The organism is Microcoleus sp. OTE_8_concoct_300, from assembly GCF_031383065.1.
Classification (GTDB): Bacteria; Cyanobacteriota; Cyanobacteriia; order Cyanobacteriales; family Microcoleaceae; genus Microcoleus.
Map to the genome: position 1 here is coordinate 1 of NZ_JANMZH010000581.1, position 19,290 is coordinate 19,290.

At 45.5% G+C, this 19,290-nt stretch carries 15 protein-coding genes and 2 pseudogenes; 11 read left to right on the forward strand and 6 right to left on the reverse strand.

What is annotated here, in order from left to right; genetic code table 11:
* The first annotated feature begins 556 nt into the window (after window positions 1–556).
* Window positions 557–2,626 (forward strand): protein kinase domain-containing protein, encoded by a 2,070-nt coding sequence (locus ACUVJL_RS26440; RefSeq protein WP_445248555.1) that lies wholly within the window; start codon window positions 557–559, stop codon window positions 2,624–2,626.
* On the opposite strand, the gene ACUVJL_RS26445 is transcribed toward ACUVJL_RS26440, so the two are convergent.
* The 3 genes from ACUVJL_RS26445 to ACUVJL_RS26455 all read right to left on the reverse strand — a co-directional run bounded on the left by ACUVJL_RS26445 (window position 2,533) and on the right by ACUVJL_RS26455 (window position 5,578).
* Window positions 2,533–3,033: a hypothetical protein gene (locus ACUVJL_RS26445; RefSeq protein ID WP_445248556.1), complete on the reverse strand. Its 501-nt coding sequence runs from the start codon at window positions 3,031–3,033 to the stop codon at window positions 2,533–2,535. The two genes, ACUVJL_RS26440 and ACUVJL_RS26445, sit on opposite strands and share 94 nt — an antisense overlap.
* 176 nt (window positions 3,034–3,209) lie before the next feature.
* On the reverse strand, window positions 3,210–4,874 hold the full coding sequence (locus tag ACUVJL_RS26450) for a calcium-binding protein (protein WP_445248557.1): 1,665 nt from the start codon (window positions 4,872–4,874) through the stop codon (window positions 3,210–3,212).
* 71 nt (window positions 4,875–4,945) lie between these two features.
* Window positions 4,946–5,578, reverse strand: a complete 633-nt coding sequence (locus ACUVJL_RS26455) for a transaldolase family protein (protein ID WP_445248558.1) — start codon at window positions 5,576–5,578, stop codon at window positions 4,946–4,948.
* A 458-nt stretch (window positions 5,579–6,036) separates the two neighbouring features.
* Here ACUVJL_RS26455 and ACUVJL_RS26460 point away from each other — a divergent pair, with 458 nt between their 5' ends.
* The 5 genes and pseudogenes from ACUVJL_RS26460 (at window position 6,037) to ACUVJL_RS26480 (ending at window position 9,016) form a co-directional block, all read left to right on the forward strand.
* Window positions 6,037–6,264: a hypothetical protein gene (locus ACUVJL_RS26460; RefSeq protein ID WP_445248559.1), complete on the forward strand. Its 228-nt coding sequence runs from the start codon at window positions 6,037–6,039 to the stop codon at window positions 6,262–6,264.
* Window positions 6,265–6,655: 391 nt separating this feature from the next.
* Window positions 6,656–7,027 carry a hypothetical protein gene (locus ACUVJL_RS26465; RefSeq protein WP_445248560.1) on the forward strand — a complete coding sequence of 124 codons (372 nt, stop codon included), beginning with the start codon at window positions 6,656–6,658 and terminating at the stop codon, window positions 7,025–7,027.
* A gap of 353 nt (window positions 7,028–7,380) precedes the next feature.
* A pseudogene (locus ACUVJL_RS26470) lies at window positions 7,381–7,943 on the forward strand (transposase); the annotation flags it as partial.
* A 290-nt stretch (window positions 7,944–8,233) separates the two neighbouring features.
* Window positions 8,234–8,792: pseudogene (locus ACUVJL_RS26475) on the forward strand (IS701 family transposase); the annotation flags it as partial.
* Window positions 8,780–9,016: a hypothetical protein gene (locus tag ACUVJL_RS26480; RefSeq protein ID WP_445248569.1), complete on the forward strand. Its 237-nt coding sequence runs from the start codon at window positions 8,780–8,782 to the stop codon at window positions 9,014–9,016. The pseudogene ACUVJL_RS26475 and the gene ACUVJL_RS26480, both read left to right, overlap by 13 nt.
* 109 nt (window positions 9,017–9,125) lie before the next feature.
* Here ACUVJL_RS26480 and queC read toward each other — a convergent pair whose 3' ends face one another.
* Together queC and ACUVJL_RS26490 are read right to left on the reverse strand one after the other, a co-directional pair.
* Complete coding sequence (gene queC, locus ACUVJL_RS26485) at window positions 9,126–9,800, reverse strand: 7-cyano-7-deazaguanine synthase QueC (protein ID WP_445248561.1); 675 nt, start codon at window positions 9,798–9,800, stop codon at window positions 9,126–9,128.
* A 288-nt stretch (window positions 9,801–10,088) separates the two neighbouring features.
* Entirely contained in the window at window positions 10,089–11,414 is a 1,326-nt protein-coding gene (locus ACUVJL_RS26490; RefSeq protein ID WP_445248562.1) for a cytosine deaminase, read from the reverse strand.
* 315 nt (window positions 11,415–11,729) lie between these two features.
* Between ACUVJL_RS26490 and ACUVJL_RS26495 the strand changes: the two genes are divergently transcribed.
* From ACUVJL_RS26495 to ACUVJL_RS26515, 5 genes are all read left to right on the forward strand, one after another.
* Window positions 11,730–12,632, forward strand: coding sequence for a class I SAM-dependent methyltransferase (locus ACUVJL_RS26495; RefSeq protein ID WP_445248563.1), 903 nt, complete (start codon window positions 11,730–11,732; stop codon window positions 12,630–12,632).
* A 410-nt stretch (window positions 12,633–13,042) separates the two neighbouring features.
* Window positions 13,043–13,951: a class I SAM-dependent methyltransferase gene (locus ACUVJL_RS26500; protein ID WP_445248564.1), complete on the forward strand. Its 909-nt coding sequence runs from the start codon at window positions 13,043–13,045 to the stop codon at window positions 13,949–13,951.
* 500 nt (window positions 13,952–14,451) lie between these two features.
* Window positions 14,452–15,699, forward strand: coding sequence for a GTP cyclohydrolase II (locus ACUVJL_RS26505; protein WP_445248565.1), 1,248 nt, complete (start codon window positions 14,452–14,454; stop codon window positions 15,697–15,699).
* A gap of 89 nt (window positions 15,700–15,788) precedes the next feature.
* On the forward strand, window positions 15,789–16,871 hold the full coding sequence (locus ACUVJL_RS26510) for an adenylate/guanylate cyclase domain-containing protein (protein ID WP_445248566.1): 1,083 nt from the start codon (window positions 15,789–15,791) through the stop codon (window positions 16,869–16,871).
* Entirely contained in the window at window positions 16,868–18,115 is a 1,248-nt protein-coding gene (locus ACUVJL_RS26515; RefSeq protein ID WP_445248567.1) for a URC4/urg3 family protein, read from the forward strand. Before ACUVJL_RS26510 ends, ACUVJL_RS26515 begins: the two co-directional genes overlap by 4 nt.
* A 644-nt stretch (window positions 18,116–18,759) precedes the next feature.
* Here the strand turns inward: ACUVJL_RS26515 and ACUVJL_RS26520 are convergent.
* Window positions 18,760–18,912, reverse strand: coding sequence for a hypothetical protein (locus tag ACUVJL_RS26520; protein WP_445248568.1), 153 nt, complete (start codon window positions 18,910–18,912; stop codon window positions 18,760–18,762).
* Between the last annotated feature and the right edge of the window lie 378 nt (window positions 18,913–19,290).

Here is a 19,290-nt window from a genome sequence, read left to right on the forward strand (position 1 = left end):
ACGTAAAAACCGCAGGGCTTGCGGGGTTAGTCTGTGGAGCGAACATAAGACCAAATCTCTTTTAGGGTGGAGGCAGTTGCCCCGAAGCAGAAATTCAAATCGTGAGGTTTGGGAATCCCCGTACCTTCAGGTTGGGGTGGATGTCAAGGTCAGCATATTGACAGATGCGCATTTTTGTGCAAGATTCTCAGAATAATGCCGAAAATCTGCAGCAAAAATTTTTGCTGAAGAGGAAACGACGGTCGATTTAAAACTGACCAGCCTATAAAAAGGTCGAACGGGATACCACGATTCGTTAAATTGGTTGAAAATAATGGTTAAACAATGGCTAAAAGCTTCCACAATAATAAGTAATTGTACAGACTGGAAAAATAGGGTGCTGCTCCACCCGAATTTACGCCTGTGGACAAGTAAGAGCCGACTCTCTTGGCAGAAGCAGGAATCAGACCCTCTAGAAAATATTTCTAGTTGAATGGCGAAGCTTAAATAAGCTTAGCCAAGTTTTGTATAGCAGTGTCAAAGTAAAACTTGATAGAGCAACCTCAATCAGGGTTATGTGGCTTCTGTGAGTTATTGCCTCAATCCCAAATGCCCGAATCCCTCCGATCCAGCCAACTCTGGCAAATCCGCCTGTATCCACTGCGGGTCTGAACTATTGTTGCAAGGTCGATATCGGCTAGTCGCGCCTCTCGGAGGCGGCGGCTTTGGCAGAACATTTGAAGTGGACGACAAGGGCGCCCAAAGAGTGCTCAAAGTCCTGCTCAAAGAACATCCCAAAGCTGTAGAACTTTTTAAGCAAGAAGCCGACGTATTGGTCAGGCTAAGACATCCAGGTATTCCAAAAGTCGATCGCGACGGTTATTTTATATTTACGCCAGCTAACAGCACAGAGGTTTTTCACTGTCTGGTGATGGAGAAAATTGCTGGGGCAAATTTGCAAGACTGGCTGAAAAATCGGGGCCGCCCAATCAGTCAAGAACAAGCTCTGAACTGGCTCAAACAACTGTCGGAAATTTTAGACCAAGTTCACCGCCTCAACTATTTCCATCGGGATATCAAGCCGCAAAATATTATGTGCAAGCCGAACGGGCAGTTAGTGCTGATTGACTTCGGGACTGCTCGGGAAGTGTCGGCGACTTATTTCGCTAAGGTGGGGCAGGGGCAAAATGTGACTGGTATTGTTTCCCCCGGCTACACGCCACCGGAACAAACTAATGGCAAGGCTGTTCCGCAGTCGGATTTTTTTGCTCTGGGGCGCACGTTTGTTTATTTGCTGACTGGGAAGCCGCCGACTGCGTTTCCAGAGAACCCGCGCACGGGCAGATTAATGTGGCGCAAAGGAGCTCCTCAGGTTTCCGACCCCCTGGCTAATGTGATCGATTACCTGATGGCGCCTTTTCCGGGAAATCGACCTCAAAGTCCGCAGATGGTTTTGCAGTGCTTGGAGGAAATTAATCTCGACGACGGGGATAGTCAGTTGCCGACTCAGCTGCCGACGACGGGGCAAACTAAACTTCGCGGAACTTCCGGGGCATCTGGGGCGACGCAGCAGACTTCTCTAAACCGCCTCAGACCTCTGAATACGGAATTGAAGAAGCCTCTCCAAAAGGTTTTTGAGTGGAAAAATAAGCTGCTGGCCGGCACGGCTGTTTTGATGCTGGGTATTGGCGCTTCTCAAATTTACGGTTCGCTGCGTTACGGAGTGTTCCCGGCCAACCCGGTGTGGCTGCTTTCTAGTTTACCTAGCAGTCAGTTTTTGCAAAGAAGTTTGGATAATCTCGGGAGTGTAAATGCCATCGCCCTGTCGCCTAACGGTCAAACTTTGGTCAGCGCAAGCTTTGGGACGATTAGAATTTGGAATCTGAGGACGGGAGGCCTGGTGCGGACTCTCAATTCGGTGCATTCTAAAAAATCGGTCAATGCGGTGGCGGTGAGTCCGGACAGCTCGATTTTGGCCAGCGGGGGCGACGACAATAATGTGATTATCTGGGATTTGAAGACGGGGCGACGGATACGGACGATTCCCGCTCACACAGCCGCCGTCAACGCCATCGCTTTTAGCAAGGACGGTAAAACTCTCGCTAGCGGCAGCGATGACAAAACTGTTCGCTTGTGGAATGCTAACACCGGCGGCAGGTTGCGGACTTTGAGCGGCCACGCCGGACGAGTAAACGCGATCGCATTGAGCGGGGACGGTAAAACTCTCGCTAGCGGCAGCGAGGACAAGACTCTGCGTTTGTGGAATCTCGCCACCGGAGAAGTCAGAAGAATTATCACAGGTCACGGGGGCGCGGTTAATGCTGTGGCTTTTAGCCCGAACGGGCAAAGTGTGGCTAGTGCTAGCACGGACAATACGATCCGTTTGTCGAACGTGCAAGACGGGAAGCGCACCCGCACTTTTAAAGGCCATTCGAGCTGGGTGAGGACGATCGCCTTTAGCCCGGACAACCGCACTTTGATCAGCGGGGGCGGAGATATTATAGTTTGGGATTTGAAGACGGGAAAAGAAAGAAGCATTCTTTCTGGTCACAGTCAGTTTGTGACTTCTGTTGCTATTTCCAGAGATAGCAAGACTTTTGTAAGCTGCAGTCCCGATCGCACCATTAAGATTTGGCGAATGCCGTAATTATTAGTCATCAATCGATTTTTGATTTTTGATTTTTGATTTTTGATTGAAGAGTCGAGGCGATCGAGAAATCCCCTCCCGACTTCGACGTGGAAGTCTGGCGATTTGAGATTTGAGATTTGAGATTTGAGATTGAAGAGTCGAGGCGAGGGAGAAATCCCATCCCGACTCGGACGTGGAAGTCTTGGTTTTGCCCGCCCTACAATCGATTTTAGATTTTTGATTGAAGAGTGGAGGCGATCGAGAAATCCCATCCCGACTCCTTCGTACCATTTTTTTGCTTCTAATAAGGATTGAAGTTTGCTGAATTCGCTGTTGCTTTCTTGTGAATTCGCCGTAAATGCTGGTTGCAAAACTGCAATAAATGTGCCTACTAATGCGAGGGATTGTTTGCGAAGTTTAATCACAATCTTCCCTTCCCCTTAGGAATGAGAATTAAATAACTTCCACAAGTTTGTGAGATGGGCGTCCCGCCCGTCCATTTTGGACGGGCGGGACGCCCATCCCACAATAACAATTAAAATTGTAAGTTATTTAATTCGCGATCCTTAGTAAAAGTGATTTAACAAGCAGTTTACCATCTCTAGCCCGAGATGAAATCTTCAGAGCCGATGAGATTGGGAACAATACCTGTCAAAGAAGCTAAAACTTCACCGCTGCCGGCTAGTCTAATTAATGTGCCGTTAATTCCAGGGTAAATAGATAGCTGTCCGAAAGTCAAGCCATTGATTAATTGAATGGTATCTTGACCGTTGCCGAAATCAGAGATTGTATCAACTCCCAACCCCGCACCTAAAACAAATACATCATTGCCCAAACCGCCGACAAGGGTATCGTTGCCCAAACCGCCGTTGAGAGTGTCAGAACCTTTGCCGCCATAGAGGATATCGTTGCCGTCGCCGCCATTTAAGACATCATTACCCCGCAAACCGGTCAGCACGTCATCGCCTTCCAAACCGTTGATGATATCGTTGCCACTGGTGCCAGTCTGGTTGTCGTTGCCGGGAGTGCCGTTGATGACGTTTGGAGTGCTGCTGGTGTCAACAACAAAAATGTCGTAGTCATTGTTAGTATCCCCCGGCACGAAGTTGGAGGATTTTGAATCAAAAGCTACAAACCGCCCGTCGGCTGAGATGGAGGGGCTATCGGAGTAACTGTTCCCCGGATTGCCTGCTGAGTCTAATGACACGAGGGTGGTGGTATTGGTGAGCGTGTCCCGCACGAAGATGTCTCGGCCACTGTTAGTATAGTCCGGCACTTTGTTGGAGGCATCAGAATAAAACGCCACAAACCGCCCGTCGGCTGAGATGGAGGGGCTGTAGGAGCCACTGTTCCTCTGATTGCCTGCTGAATCTACTGACACGCGGGTGGTGGTATTGGTGAGCGTGTCCCGCACGAAGATGTCTCTGGTACTGTTAGTATCCCCCGGCACTATGTTGGAGGCATAAGAACTAAACGCCACAAACCGCCCGTCGGCTGAGATGGAGGCGTTGTAGGAGGCCATGTACGCCGGATTGCCTGCTGAGTCTACAGAGACGCGGGTGGTGGTATTGGTGAGCGTGTCCCGCACGAAGATGTCGTCTCTCCTGTTAGTATCCCCCGGCACTATGTTGGAGGCACGAGATTCAAACGCCACAAACCGCCCGTCGGCTGAGATGGAGGGGTTGTAGGCGCCATTGTTCGCCGGATTGCCTGCTGAATCTACTGACACGCCGGTGGTGGTATTGGTGAGCCTGTCCCGCACGAAGATGTCTGGCCTAAGGTTAGTATCCCCCGGCACTATGTTGGAGGCATGAGATTGAAACGCCACAAACCGCCCGTCGGCTGAGATGGAGGGGCCCTCGGACTCAGCGTTCCCCTGATTGCCTGCTGAATCTACTGACACGCGGGTGGTGGTATTGGTGAGCCTGTCCCGCACGAAAATGTCGGTGTTATTGTTAGTATCCCCCGGCACGAGGCTGGAGGCATTAGAATCAAACGCCACAAACCGCCCGTCGGCTGAGATGGAGGGGGCGTAGAAGAAGCTAGTACCGTTCTCCTGATTGCCTGCTGAATCTACTGACACGCGGGTGATGGTATTGGTGAGCCTGTCCCGCACGAAGATGTCTCTGGTACTGTTAGTATCCCCCGGCACGAGGTTGGAGGCCCGAGAATAAAACGCCACAAACCGCCCATCGGCTGAGATGGAGGGACTACTTCCCCCCCCCAGATTGCCTGCTGGGTCTACAGAGACGGGAGTAATAGTCATAAGCCCTCACATTTAAGAGTACAAGGAAGGAGATTCCCTAATGTTACCCCCAGCAGACAAAATAGCCAGGCTCATATTCCCCGCCCGTTTTTGGCAAATTCATCCACAGTTTGCTGCGATAATTCATGAACAGCCATTGCCTGCAAAACGTCAAAAGGCAATGTCAAATGATGGGCGCCAGCTAATAAAGTTTTTACCGCTTCGGACGGTGATTTAATGCTAGCTGCCAAAATTTCAGTATTTGTTTTTTTCAAGACATCTGCCATATCTTGGACTAAGGCAAAACCGTCTCCCAACAATCTGGTGGCGCGATTCACGTAGGCGATCGCATATTTGGCCCCCGCTTCTGCTGAAACAACGGCCTGGGACGCGCTGTAAATAGCTGTCACCGCGCAAGGAATCGACGGTGACAAATGCGCTACTGCTTGGAAACCCGCCGCCGTTGCTGGAACTTTCAAAACTGTTTGCCGCCCGATCGACTCAAAAGCAGCTTTTCCTTCTGCTACCATGCCATCAAAATCCGATGCCATTAGCTGATAATACACTTCTCCAGGAATCAGTTGTGCCAGTTTTTTAAGAGTCACCTCAGGAGATAACTCGCTTTTTGCCAAAAGTGTCGGATTAGTAGTAATTCCCGCTATCCATCCGAACTTGCTGGCCCGTGCCGCTTCCGCTACAATTGCAGTATCAAGATAAATTGCCATCTGCTCTACACCTTCAGTTTCTTAATAATTTCCCGACGCTTGCTTTCAGATTGAGATCAATCCGAGCGAAATTAATTGTTAAGCTTTAACAATATCAGAATCTCGGAAATATTACTGTTAAGTAAATATAACAATTCAGTGATAGTGATATCCCTCATCGGTAGTAGTGCGTGAGTTTTGAAGGCTGGAGTTTTGGATTCAACAGGACTTGGGATCAGAAATCCCGTTTATTACAAAAAAATGATGGACGACGACATATCTGTGAATAAACCGGGTTTCTCATGGAAATTGAGTAAGTGCTATTTAAGATAGCTAACAACTGAACTCCCAACTTTTAAGTCAGTGGGTAACTGCGAATGTCAGGTAAGGAAAACTTGACTCGGCACATCCCGGATACAAATCAGTTACATTTGTATGAAGAGTGATGTATGCAATAACTCTAGGAGGTGACTCAGAAAATGACCGAAGAAAAAAATCAGCACCCACAAGTCAGCCTTAAGACATCTTCTGAACAACCCCTGTTGGAAAAACCAGCAGAAACCGCTGCCGAATTGTCGAGAAATGTTAAGTCTGAAACTCTGTTTCAAGCGGTTGAAAATAACGCCGAACAGCGTTTGAAGGCTCTAGCCCGCTTAATGATGGTCAGCTTAACTTGGTCGATGGCGGGGCTTTCCAAACGCCAGTAAGTTATGGAGCGCTACCGCAACGGGGGAGTTATGATTTGTGAGTTGTGTTGGGACTTTTGTTTAAATCAAAACTTACTTACAACTCCCGGACTTACATGAAGTCCGGTTAGTTGTAATAAAACCAGTTTTTAGTGAGGAATAAATTCCTTGCTCTCAGGACTAAAGTCTTCAACCGAGCAGTCATAACTTTTATTTAATTCCTTCAAACAGTCCCAAAAAATTCGGTTTCGGACGGGTAACGCGCACTTCCCAAAGCGCTTTAAGCACAGCAAAAAATTCGCGGACACTGTAGCGAATAATGCTTTTTTGGCGAAATTTGCCCCAATACTAGGTTTCCCCTTATTTACTCACCCTCTCCAAAGCCAGTGTATCTGATGACCCGAGGGGTTAATTGAAATACTCACACACAACATCGATTACTTCAAATCTAAACCGGACGACCTGCGGACATTCCACAATCTTGTTGGATAATGGCTATCATCCTGAGAAACTAACTCAAGCTTTAGAGACGGTTTATCCAGAGATGATGACGAAAATTCAATTTGAACTTTCAGCTCAACCATCGAAATCACAAAAGGCGGCCAAAGGGCAATCTGGATTTGTGCCGGCGTTGCGGGCTGACGGGGTAATTGAACGGTCAAATGCTTGGGTGGAGGGATGTAAAAGTTTAGTCAAGAATTTTGAGCGGACACTCCAACGTTCCAAGGCCAAGCTCAAGCTGTGTTTCCCAAGGCTAATGCTCAAAGGACTAGCTACCGCCTAAAAATAGCTCAAATCGGTTCTATACAGGTCGAAATCTTGAGAACCAAAAACAGTATTGATACCCTGTTTAAAACTCCTATCAGAATTAAAAGATATGGCAGCTACAGATGGTTCAAAATTAATACCATATTGTCTTGCCACAGCATATTCATAATCATATTTGATTGGAGCGCCAGGCTTTTGAACGATCAGACCATCCGATGTGAAGGCGACGGCTCCTTTCAAAGTAGAAATAGAAGAAAATGATTTATCCCTCTTCTGTCACTCTCCGAGTGTTAAAATAAATGTATGAAAAGATAAAAACGCTACAAATGAGGCAGAGCAATGGATGTATAGTTACAAGTTCTCAAATATGTGGCGAGAGACGCACAATCAACACCGAGAGCGAGCAATGAATATTGTGCAAAGTATAAAGATATATTCAAAGTAGTAAGAAGTTATGAATGTTTTAAATATTTAAAATATTTACTTTACATTTAGGAATAATTGCACCAATAAAGAGGAAATTATTACCAATAATAGCTAAAGTAGTGCCAATAAAATCTGCACGGTCATTGCATCATTTTATTGCCCAGTCACCTTTGTCAGTAACTGAACTGAAGGAAAAAAATAGACGAAAATTCTCAAATAATTAAAGGGAAAGGTAATTAATAAGCGTAGATGAAACAGGAGATAGAAAAAAAGGAAAAAAGACTGACTATGTAGCTAGACAATATTTGGTAAGTGTAGGTAAAGTAGATAATGGAATAGTTTCAGTGAATGCGTATGTAATATATGAAAATCTAACTTTTCCATTAAGTTTTAAAGTATTTAAACCCAAAGGAACACTAAAACCCTCAGATAAATATAAAAATAAAACTAAGATATATTTGCCTGGGGAAATTATTACAGAATTAATTGATTACGGTTTTCAGATTTATCTATAGCAATCCTTGCAGGAGTCGTAAATTTTTTACCACACCCCAGCCCTCCCCGCGAGTTCGGGGAGGGAGTAAGAAATTCACAAATGATTTAGGATCGCTATAGTATTAGCTGACAGTTTATATGGTGAAAGTAGCCAGTTTCTGAAATTTTTAGATAAATACAAGCTATAGCGGTTCTCAGAAAAGTGAGGTATGCCCTATGCCCACGGAGGCCACGGAGGCCACGGAGGCCACGGAGGCCTATGCCCATGAGTACCTCATCTTTCGCTCGAAAGGCTATACTTTACATTGTATCAATTAGAAGTAATCATGGAGTTTGTCTGCCTTATGAGCCAAGGGTTAGAGCTAATAAATGGTGCCAATTTGAGAGAGTATTTAGCGACGGAAAATCATAAAATAGATATATTAGATAAATAATTTATGGTAAAAAAGGAGCGGTAACATATTGGGAGATAACTACCGATCCAGAAACGATGTCGTCTAATTATACTTCATTTGTTAAAACGAATCTCAAAGGCAAACTTAAGAAAATTGTGGGCAATCTTTAGGGATTAATAACATGGGTAGAATATGGCTTTCGGCAATGTAAACAAGAATTAGGTTGGACAGACTACCGTTTTACTAATTTTAATGACATTAAAAAGTGGGGGTCAATTTTTTTTGTATCTTTACACAATAATTAGTTTAAATGTTCCAGCTTTTTAATCCTTAAATATCTGCGCTTTAACTCAATTTAATCCCAATAATAATTCTGCTAATTTCTCGGCTTATCAAGAATGAAATCACCAAAGTGGATGGAAGAATACGTTGAATAATATTCGTTTCTCAGCCTGCTCGCTTCTCTCACTAATCTCGTTACTCAACTAGCACTCCACAACAATCAAATTTTTGATATTAGCCCGCTCACTTCTCTCACCAAATTAGAACTTCTGTCGCTCGACAACAATCAAATTTTTGATATTAGCCCGCTCAGGTATCTCACCAAGTTGAATTACGTATTTTTTATGAACAACCCGATCAGGAATAGATCTTGTCTGTTAAAATCCGAGTCTCTTGGTAGATTTTAATAGCGAAAACACAGGTCAGATGCGGAGATTGCTTTCATAAGAGATCGCGAAAGCTAACGCTCTTTTAGTGAGCAATGACAGAAATACGTTCTTGATGCGTCAGTCATGTTTAAGGGTAAGGCACCGGATCTTGCAAACCCAATTCCTCAAAAGCTGCTAGCCGCAACCGACAAGAATCGCAAACGCCGCACGCAGTTTCGCCGCCTGCATAGCAAGACCAAGTTTGCTCCCAAGGCACTCTTAACTTGTTGCCTAATTGAATAATTTCTGTTTTTTTAAGTTCGATCAAAGGTGTTACAATATTAATAGCTTCTCCTTCCCTGCCCTGCTTTGTTCCTAACCGAAATACTTCCTGCATGGCTTGGATATAATCGAGGCGACAGTCGGGATAGCCGGAATAATCTAAAGCGTTGACGCCGATGTAAATTCGCTGAGCTTCTAGAGTTTCGGCGTAGGCGAGGGCAAAACTGAGAAAGATTGTATTTCTAGCTGGAACGTAGGTAATGGGGATGTTTTGAGACATTTCTGTGAGAGTGCGCTCGATCGGCAATTCCATCTGATTATCCGTCAAAGCCGAACCGCCCCACAGTGTCAAGTCAAAGTTTACGATCTGATGCGCCTTAACACCGGCAGACAGTGCGATCGCCCTTGCTGATTCCAACTCCCGCCGATGCCTTTGCTTGTAGTCAAATGAAATAGCGTAACACTCACAGCCGTCGGCTTTGGCTTGATACAACACAGTTGAGGAATCCAGCCCTCCCGACAATAAAATAACTGCTTTCACTTAAAACATCCTCGATTGAATTAGCTTTTATATTTATATCAAGTTAGTGGTAAATTGACAAGATAGCAAGACTAAATGCTTGTTGAAAGATATTTTTTTTTACGAACCGCGAAGACGCGAAGTGCGCGAAGGAAGAAAAGAGAAGGGAGGTTAGTTGATAATCTATAGTGTGTGTTTAACTGGTTCCTAGGAAGAGTCTGGTAACGAGTTGAAAGAATCTTCATCTTTTGTGGAACAGGCTTTCGGGCCTGTTCTTGAGATTGGTGCAGGATGTCAGATTTAAATTCGTCACAAGTCGTCTAGTTCGCGGTAATCAGGCAAAGTTGTATCAATTTCTCTACCCTGCCGCACAACGGTACGATCGCTCTGCGCTCTAGATAACAATTCGCTGAAATTCCGCGCCTTAAACAAAATCAAATCTGCTGGTAAACCAACTGCAATTTGTCCTAAATTCGGCAATCCCATTAAATCGGCTGGAGTCTTTGTCACTGCACAGGGCCAATCCCCCCAAGGCCTATCTAAATGGGCGATGCGGACTGCCATATTAAAGACTTCCAAAACGTCGTGATCGCCAAATCCGTAAAACGGATCGCGGCAATTGTCGCTAGCAACTGCAACCCGAATTCCGGCTGCTTTGAGTTCGTGCAGTAGGGTCACTCCCCGCCAGCGCGGCGTAGCCTGAGATTGTCGGTCTTGCAGGTAAAGGTTGCACATCGGCAAGCTGACAATGCCAATATTTGCTGCCTTGACTAATGCGAGGGTTTCTGTTACTAAATCTGGCGGTTGTACGGCTAAACTACAGCAGTGGCCACAGATGATTTGACCGGAAATTTGATGGCGGATGGCGGTTTTTGCTACTTGTTGCAGTGTTACTGAATCTGGATCGTCGTTTTCGTCGGTGTGGAAGTCGAGGTTTAAATTCCGTTCTTTGGCTAAGGCAAAAACTCGATCGAGTTGTTTGTCTAAGTCGGGGTTGATATAGGCGACGCCGCCGAGAATGCCGCCGATTTGGGCTATGCGATCGGCTAGTTTTTCGCCGGCAGGTGTCAAAAAATAGTCGAGGGAAACCAGGGAAACTGCTTGCAAGATCAGCCGATCGCCCCATTCGGCTTGCAGGGCTTCAAATACTTCTAAACTAACGGTTCCCTGTTCGCCCGCGCTGTCGATGTGAGTGCGGATAGCCTTGGTTCCGTGGGCGTAGCTGCATTTTAGTCCGAACTCGATTCGCCGGTAAACATCGTCTGCATTCCAGTTTTTTTGAGCGTCAGCCTGCACTGCGGAGATCGCGCTGGCAAAAGTTCCATCGGGATTGGGCGATCGTTCCCAAATGTGGCCTTTGTCTAAATGGGTGTGCATATCCACAAAACAAGGCCAAACTAAGCCGCCCTGCAAATCTACAACTGGGATATCTCCACAGGAGGATACAGGTTTTGTACCTGCTGGGATAATTTGGGCGATTGCACCCGCTGCAATTTCCACATCCACCAAACACACACCCTCGCCCGTGTGTCTGACGGAGGCCCGATTGGGGTGAAGTGCGATCGATTGCGTCTCCGAGAGAGACACAGGCACGCCAGCATTTTTTAGCAAATAAGTAGATGTAGTTGGCAACATTCAATTTATGAGTTAATCTTTAGATTAAGACTTCAGCGCCCCCAAAAAATGCGACCAAAAAGCATCGTCTATTGACGATTGGTTGCATTTGTGCGCCAGGCTACATTCTCAGTATAACCCTGAGACGACAAATAGTAGATCCTTAACTTTTAAGTCATCTTAGGCAAACAAGCCGACCATCTAGAATACTGAGAATCCAAATAAATCTAGTTGGCGAACACCACAACAGGCGTGCACTCTACCTGCCCAACAAATCGTCAAAAGTTATGGTTGATCTACAGCCATTAAAAACTGTACAAATTTAGAAACCCAATCATGCAAGAATACACTAATTGCCCGGTTTGCAGTTCCAAGAATATCAGCTTTCAGTACATGGCAGGCACTGCACGCAAACCGAAAGCTCCTCCCAAATGGCCAGTTAACCGATGTGAAGACTGCAGCTTAGTATTCGTGAATCCCCGTCCTACATGGGATGAATTGAACGATTATTACCCGTCGGGCTGGCAGTGCTATAACACTTACGTCTCTGATGAAGAAGATGTAGTAAAAGAAGCAAAACAACTCAATGAATACCGACACATTCCCATCCCTGTAGGCAAGCGGTTGTTAGACGTAGGATGCGGCGGAGGTTCCTTTCTTCAAGTCTTCAAAAAACTAGGAGTTGAGGTGGCAGGAATTGAGCCTAGCGCCTCAGCAGCAGCAGCAGCCAGGGAATGCGGTATCGATGTTTTCACAGGCACTGTAGAAGAATATATTGCTAAGAATGGTACTGGCGAAAAGTTTGATGTCATACTTTGTTCCCACACTTTGGGGGCAACCCCTTTTCCCGTTGAAACACTAGATTGTATGAGGCAGTTGCTGGCACCAAACGGTTACATTTGGATAGCTGTACCGAATTCTGATAGCGAATACGCGCGCAAGCTGGGCTGGCGCTGGCACAGTACCGATTATCCTTATAATTTGATCAATTACACTCCAAAAACCTTGGGTTTAGCCGGAGAAAAGGCGGGTTTGGTAGTTCAGCGAAATTATACCTACTCTTTGCCAGGGTCGCTGATTTATTCGATCTGTTTGTGGCGGCGATATCGCTGGTTTATACCGCACAAAGTTACCACCTCACTTCTTAATGACGAACTGATCGAGCGGAAGACAAAGGAAATGGACTCGCGCAACGAAGGCGAGGCAATTCTCATGGAGTTTTGCCATCCTCCTAGCTGAGATTAAGCTGTTGAGAGCAAAAGTATTGAATTTAAGATTTTAGATTGACAGCGCAGTTGCTGCTGAAAATCTAAAATCTTTTTTTTATCTCGGTTGAAAATTATACCAATTATTATAAACCCACTGAAAAATAGTTCGTCGTGATGCTAAGAAGTAGTTACAGCGTATCCCAGGTTTATGAAGTGCAGCTTTAGACACGGCAGTCCCGTGCCCCTATGGGGACCCTTGCGATAAGCGAGTGTACTTCAAAAACCTGCAATCTGCTGTATAATAAATTACTAAATCCCATTAGGCTAAAAATTCGCTCGGGAAACCAACCCTCAATTAAGTAAAACTACCTGTAGCCTAATTTTTTCACCAGTCGATCGGTCTATCTTGTAACAGATTGTTAAAATCCTAGAAAAACTACCATGCTACAACTGAAAAATTGCCCTGTTTGCAATTCACAAAATATCCGTTTCCTCAACAAAGCTGGCACTTCCGATGTGCCTAAAGAACCACTGAAATGGTCGGTTGGCGGCTGTGATGATTGCGGCTTACGGTTTCTCAATCCCCAACCTACATGGGAGGAATTGGTTCCATATTATCCCCCAGATTATCTGTGCTACACCACTTCCGTTGAGGATGAGGAACGAGTAGTTGAAGAAGCAAGGCGGCTGGGCGAGTATCGGCACATTCCTATCCCTGTAGGCAAGCGGTTGTTGGACGTGGGATGCGGTGGCGGTGCTTTTATTCAAGTCTTAAAAAAGCTGGGAGTTGAAGTTAAAGGCGTCGATCCTGGGGTATCGGCTACGGCGGCGGCCCGCGATAGCGGACTCGATGTTTTTACAGGCACTTTGGAAGAATATATCGCACAACATGGTACGGATGAAAAGTTTGATGTTATCACCTGTTCTCATGTTTTGATGGCAACACCTTCGCCCGTGGAAACACTCGACTGCATGAGGCAGTTGCTGGCACCAAACGGTTATATTTGGGTGGCTGTACCGAATGCTGATTGCGAATCGGCGCGGCAGCTCGGCTGGCGCTGGCACAGCACTTATTTTCCCCGCAACATCATACAATTCAGTCCCAAAACTCTGAGTAAAGCTGGAGAAGTTGCTGGTTTGGAAATTCGGCGACAGTCCACTTATTCTTTCCCCGACGCGGTGGGTTATTCACTTTGTTTGCGGTGGCGCCATCGCTGGTTCATACCGCACAAAATTTCCAGCCGCTTGCTGTCGGAAAACTATCTCAAGCGGGCAGCGCAGGAATTGGACTCGCGCAACGAAGGCGAGGCAATTTTAATGGAATTCTGTCACCCTCAAAGTCGGAATTAACTGAGATGTTGCACCATTCTCAATAAGCTTTTTATGAACAGGCAAGATGCCTGTTCCACAAAGAGTGAATTTTCTTGTGGAACAGGCATCTTGCCTGTTCTTGAGAATGGTGCAAGATGTGAAAATTAAGGCGTTTTGAGCAACAATATTCGACTTGAGATTTGAGATGGGAGATTTGAGATTTGAGATTGACTGCACGTCGGCGGCTCAGAATCTCAAATCTTTTTTTTTCGCTTTTGTTAAAGCTTCAAAGTTGGTGTTTGGCAGTTGTGCTGTCTTTGCTGTTGGCTATACTGTCCAAGATTTAACTCTGGACTTATATCAAATCCGACGAAAACCTCCTGTTATCCTGAAACCCAAGCCGAGAAAGGGTTGTGTGTGTGTAGCGCGATTGTTTCAACCCGGATCGGTGTGTACTGTTGGTATGATGAATCACTGTTTCAGATTGCGATTCGGCTTACAACCAACAGCAGCGTCCATACCAATAGCTAAAAACAACTGTGTCAAAACCCAAGCATATAGTTTTAACATCCCATCCCCACAGATCCGGCACAAAACCTCATCCCATTTACTGGGGAGAAATCGATCCCCTGAAACGGGGGCCTGTGATTGGCAGCCTCAGCAAATCGTCTCACCGGAATACGATCGGCACTCATTCGGGTTCCTACTCTGTTTATCGAGCGCTAGCAGTTGCCAACGGCGCACTCCCAGCGGATCACCGCCCCGATTTTACCAACACCTCTCCGGCGGCACACATCGGGCCACACCCGAGTTGGGGCGATCGCAATTTGATTGTTTCTCTCGATCCCTTTGGAGGTTTGGTTAGCGAAATTTATACTTCTTTTTTCCAGCAGGGATACGATATTCGACCGACAATTGCTGTAACTAAAGCTCACATTAATATGCCGGAATTGCAAGATGCCATCGCTAAGGGGCGGGTGCAAATTGATGGCAAAATAGTCAAAGCAGGCGGCAATTTAGCAGTCACTAAAATTGCGATCGACCCGGTGTGGTATTTGCCGGGAATTGCTAGGCGGATCGGCGCACAAGAAAGCGTTCTTCGCCGTGTCCTGTTCGAGGAAACAGGCGGAATGTTCTCGGACTTAGTGACGCGGCCGGACTTGCACGTTTTCTTGCCGCCAATTGGCGGAACTACGGTTTATATCATTGGCGATGTCGCCAATATTTCTGACTCGGACAAGCAGTTGGCGGTACGGGTACACGATGAATGCAACGGTTCTGATGTCTTCAGTTCGGATATCTGCACTTGCCGCCCTTATTTGGTACACGGGATTGAAATTTGCATCCAAACGGCACAATCCGGCGGTTCTGGGGTAATTGTTTACTTCCGCAAGGAAGGGAGAGCTTTGGGGGAAGTCACTAAGTTTTTGGTGTACAATGCCAGAAAACGGCAGGAAGGCGGCGATCGAGCTGATGCCTATTTTACGCGCACTGAATGCGTTGCGGGAGTTCAAGATATGCGGTTTCAAGAATTAATGCCAGACGTGCTGCACTGGTTGGGTATCTCTCGAATTGACAGTTTAGTTTCTATGAGTGATATGAAATACAATGCGATTATCAATTCTGGGATTCAGGTGGTCGATCGCATCCCCATTCCAGAAGATTGGATTCCCGCAGACGCACAAGTCGAAATCGTCGCCAAAAAAGCCGCCGGCTACTATACGCCAGAAACTGTGCCAGATGCTACAATTCTTGCAGAAGCGATCGGACGCGATTTAGGAGATTGAGAGGGCAAAGACGCGAGCGATCGGGTGCGAACCATCGCGTCTTTGCTAAATAAAATTTATTGCTGGTTTTTGATCAGTCAGGGTAGGTTATGCCTCATTTGCGTTCTACTGTGATCGTAAAAACAGATATTTGCGGATATACCGCCCGAGTTAAAAAATTATCTCAGTCGGACTTAAGTAGTTTGTTAAACGAGCATAAAACTTTTATTTCAGATATTAGCACCAGAAATGAAGGTAGCGTGATTAAAGGGGAAGGTGATTCATTTTGGATAATTTTTCCCAGCGTCACAGGAGCGGCTGTAGCAGCCCTAGAAATGCAGCAAGAATTGAGAGCGCAACAATCTAGCAAGGCGAACGACGAACGATTGGCTATTCGCGTGTCGATTACATTAGGAGATGTCTTGCATCAAGATAAAGATATCTTTGGCGATACGGTGAATTTAACAGCGCGCATAGAATCAGTTACTCCGCCGGATGAAATATATTTGTCCCAAGCAGCATGGCTGGCGCTCAACAAAGCAGAAGTGCAAACGTCTTTTGTCAACGAGTTTTCTTTGAAAGGGATGAGCGAACCTGAAAAAGTCTACAAAGTTGACCAAAGTTACAAAACGCGAATTATAAAAAATCAAGCAATAATTAAAGCAGATTTGAGAGGTTTTATTGCTTATCAAGAATCTAATTCTATCAAAGACGTTGAATATTTGCTCACTAACTTTGATGATTTTGAAAAAACAATTTGCGAAGAATACGGCGGTACAATTCGGAGCATTGTTGGGGATTCGCATTTGTTGACTTTCCCGGAAGCTCACTCAGCCTTAGCGGCAATGGAAAGTTTGTGCGAGAATTGGAAACTTTTTATTCACGCCAATCAAATACCTTGCGGCTTGTCGGTGGGAGTTGCTAAGGGAAATTTATATATATTTAGGTCTTGCACTTACGGAAAAGATATTAACATAGCCGACAGGCTGGAAGATTTAAGTAAAATAGTATCTCCGGGGACAGAAAAAAATTCGGTGATAGTTTCCGATCAAATAAAACGCGAAGTCAGTGGCTCGAAGTGGGAATATAAGCTGATCAAACTCGATAAAAATTCGATTTTAGATAATCTTTTAGATTACAGTCAGTTTGACTTTTTTAAAGAAAACGATGTTTACCGGTGTTTGGTGGTATGAAGTTGCACAATATTGAACTTGAGACTGTAGAATATCTGAGAACGCCGGCTGCTATTCGCCAAAAGTGCGATCGGCTTTTTGATTTAGCCCGCCTGGACAAACTCCGCTACTTCCGCGTCGATTTATCCCAACTCGACAAAGCAGCAAATTATGTAATTGACACAACGCGCCAACAGTATCCCGATTTTAAAATTCCCTTTCACAGTCGCTGGCGACATTTTGAAGCCGGCAACCTGCCGCGACTCGCCGAATTGGATGCAGCAATAGCCGAATTTTCACTCATAGAGCAAGCTAAGATCAAATTTGATTTAGCAATTGTCAGCGTTTTGCTCGATGCCGGTGCTGGTGCAGATTGGCAGTATTGCGAACCTGAAACCGGACAGGTTTATCGCCGTTCTGAAGGGTTAGCAATAGCCAGCTTACGGATGTTTTGTCAAGGTGTTTTTTCCAGCAATCCCGATTTTCCTTGGCAAGCTGATTATTGGGGACTTTCTCAATTAAAACTAGAAACCTTAGCGGCAGGATTTCAGGTAAGTCGAGACAATCCGCTAGTTGGTTTAACAGGCAGATTAGAATTATTGCAGCGTTTGGGAAATGCGATTTGCCAGCATCCATTATTATTTGGCAGCGAAAACCCGCGTCCCGGCAATTTGGCAAAATACGTGCTAGACAGTCGGGTTTCTGGAGTCAAAACTGTGAAGGCTGCGGTCGTATTGAGCGCTGTTTTGACAGGTTTTGGGGAAATTTGGCCGGGAAGATATGCAATTGGTGGCGTTAATTTAGGCGATGTTTGGCGGCATCGGGCTTTAACAGGAGAAAATCTTGGAGATGATTTCGTGCCGTTTCACAAACTATCGCAGTGGTTAACTTATTCGCTGTTGGAACCCCTCCAAGAACTTGGTTTAGAAGTCGCCGGATTGGATGAGTTAACGGGATTGCCGGAGTACCGAAACGGCGGTTTGTGTTTGGATATCGGGCTGCTGCAGGCAAAAGATTCGGCTATTTTTGAGCAGAGTTACTTGCCGGGTTCGGAAGTTATAGTAGAATGGCGATCGCTCACTGTCAATCTTTTAGATAAAATTGCCGCAGCTATTCGAGAAAAGCTGCATTTGAGTGCGGATCAATTGCCGCTGGTGAAAATTTTGCAAGGAGGAACTTGGGCGGCGGGGCGGAAAATTGCGGCCGAATTGAGGGCTGGTGGAGTGCCGCCAATTCAGATTGAAAGTGACGGCACTGTGTTTTAAAGGGAAGAAGGAAGAAGGAAGAGGGAAAATTATCCACTCTTCCCACTTTAAACTCAAAATTCCAAATTAAAACCTGAAAACTATTCCTCACACTACACTCCCCACAAGCTGCTGTGCATCTAATTTGACAGTCAATTTTTATACAATTATTGTGGGACGGGCATCCTGCCCGTCTCTGTATTCTTTAGATGCGTAGCTGCTTAGCGGCAAGTGCGATATTTGACGTGTTGACACTCCCTGACCTAAAGGACAGGGATTCTTAATTCAGCGACTGACCTTAAAGTGTTGCGTCCTTTCGGCAATACTCAAACTTTTTAACCGTAGAAATCCTACCAATTAACGAGCCTGATTCGCAATCACCCCAGAGGATCTATCTCCAAAAGCGTACTAGGATATTGACCTAGAATTCGGGTATGCCCTACCCTACTTAACAAAACTAAATAGTTTGTTTCTCTGGTTAAAGGAACTGCGTTAAGCCCCTAGCTGTTTATAGAGTTTTCGCCGCTCTTTGTCCCCCGGTTTACGCCTAAAAGTGTGTCGTTAACTGTTTTTATGCACGATGGCGCAGGAGTTTAACCTTGACTACTCTACTATACTAGAAATTTCCTGACTTTTAGGAAGGGATTTAAGAAATTAAAGCCGTCCTAGAAGGACAGGGTTTTAGACCCAATTTCCTTGATAAATTCCAGCAAAACATCCCTCATATTTTTACCGTCCCTAGCAACAGCCGACTTAAATCGGTTCCGCAGATCCGGCGGCATTTCTACTCTAATAGCCACAGTCTTTTTTTCATCCATACAGACTCTAGGCTTTACAACATATACATTTTGACATTTTTATGTAGTTTGCCTAAAAACCAGCTTTTTGCATACAGGTGCATTATTTTAGCTATATGCCTTAGTGCATACTAATGCAAGAGTGCAATAAATGCCGTTTTCCGCGAAAAACCCTACAGAGCGTTAATTTAAGTCATTTAGGTATGATTTACGCTCATAAACCCGGTTTCTGCAAAAAATCTTGAGTTTGGCTTTGTTAGGAATGAGAATTAAATAACTTCCACAAGTTTGTGGGATGGGCGTCCCGCCCGTCCAAAAAGGACGGGCGGGACGCCCATCCCACAATAACAATTAAAATTGTAAGTTATTTAATTCGCGATCCTTAGTACATTGCGGTCA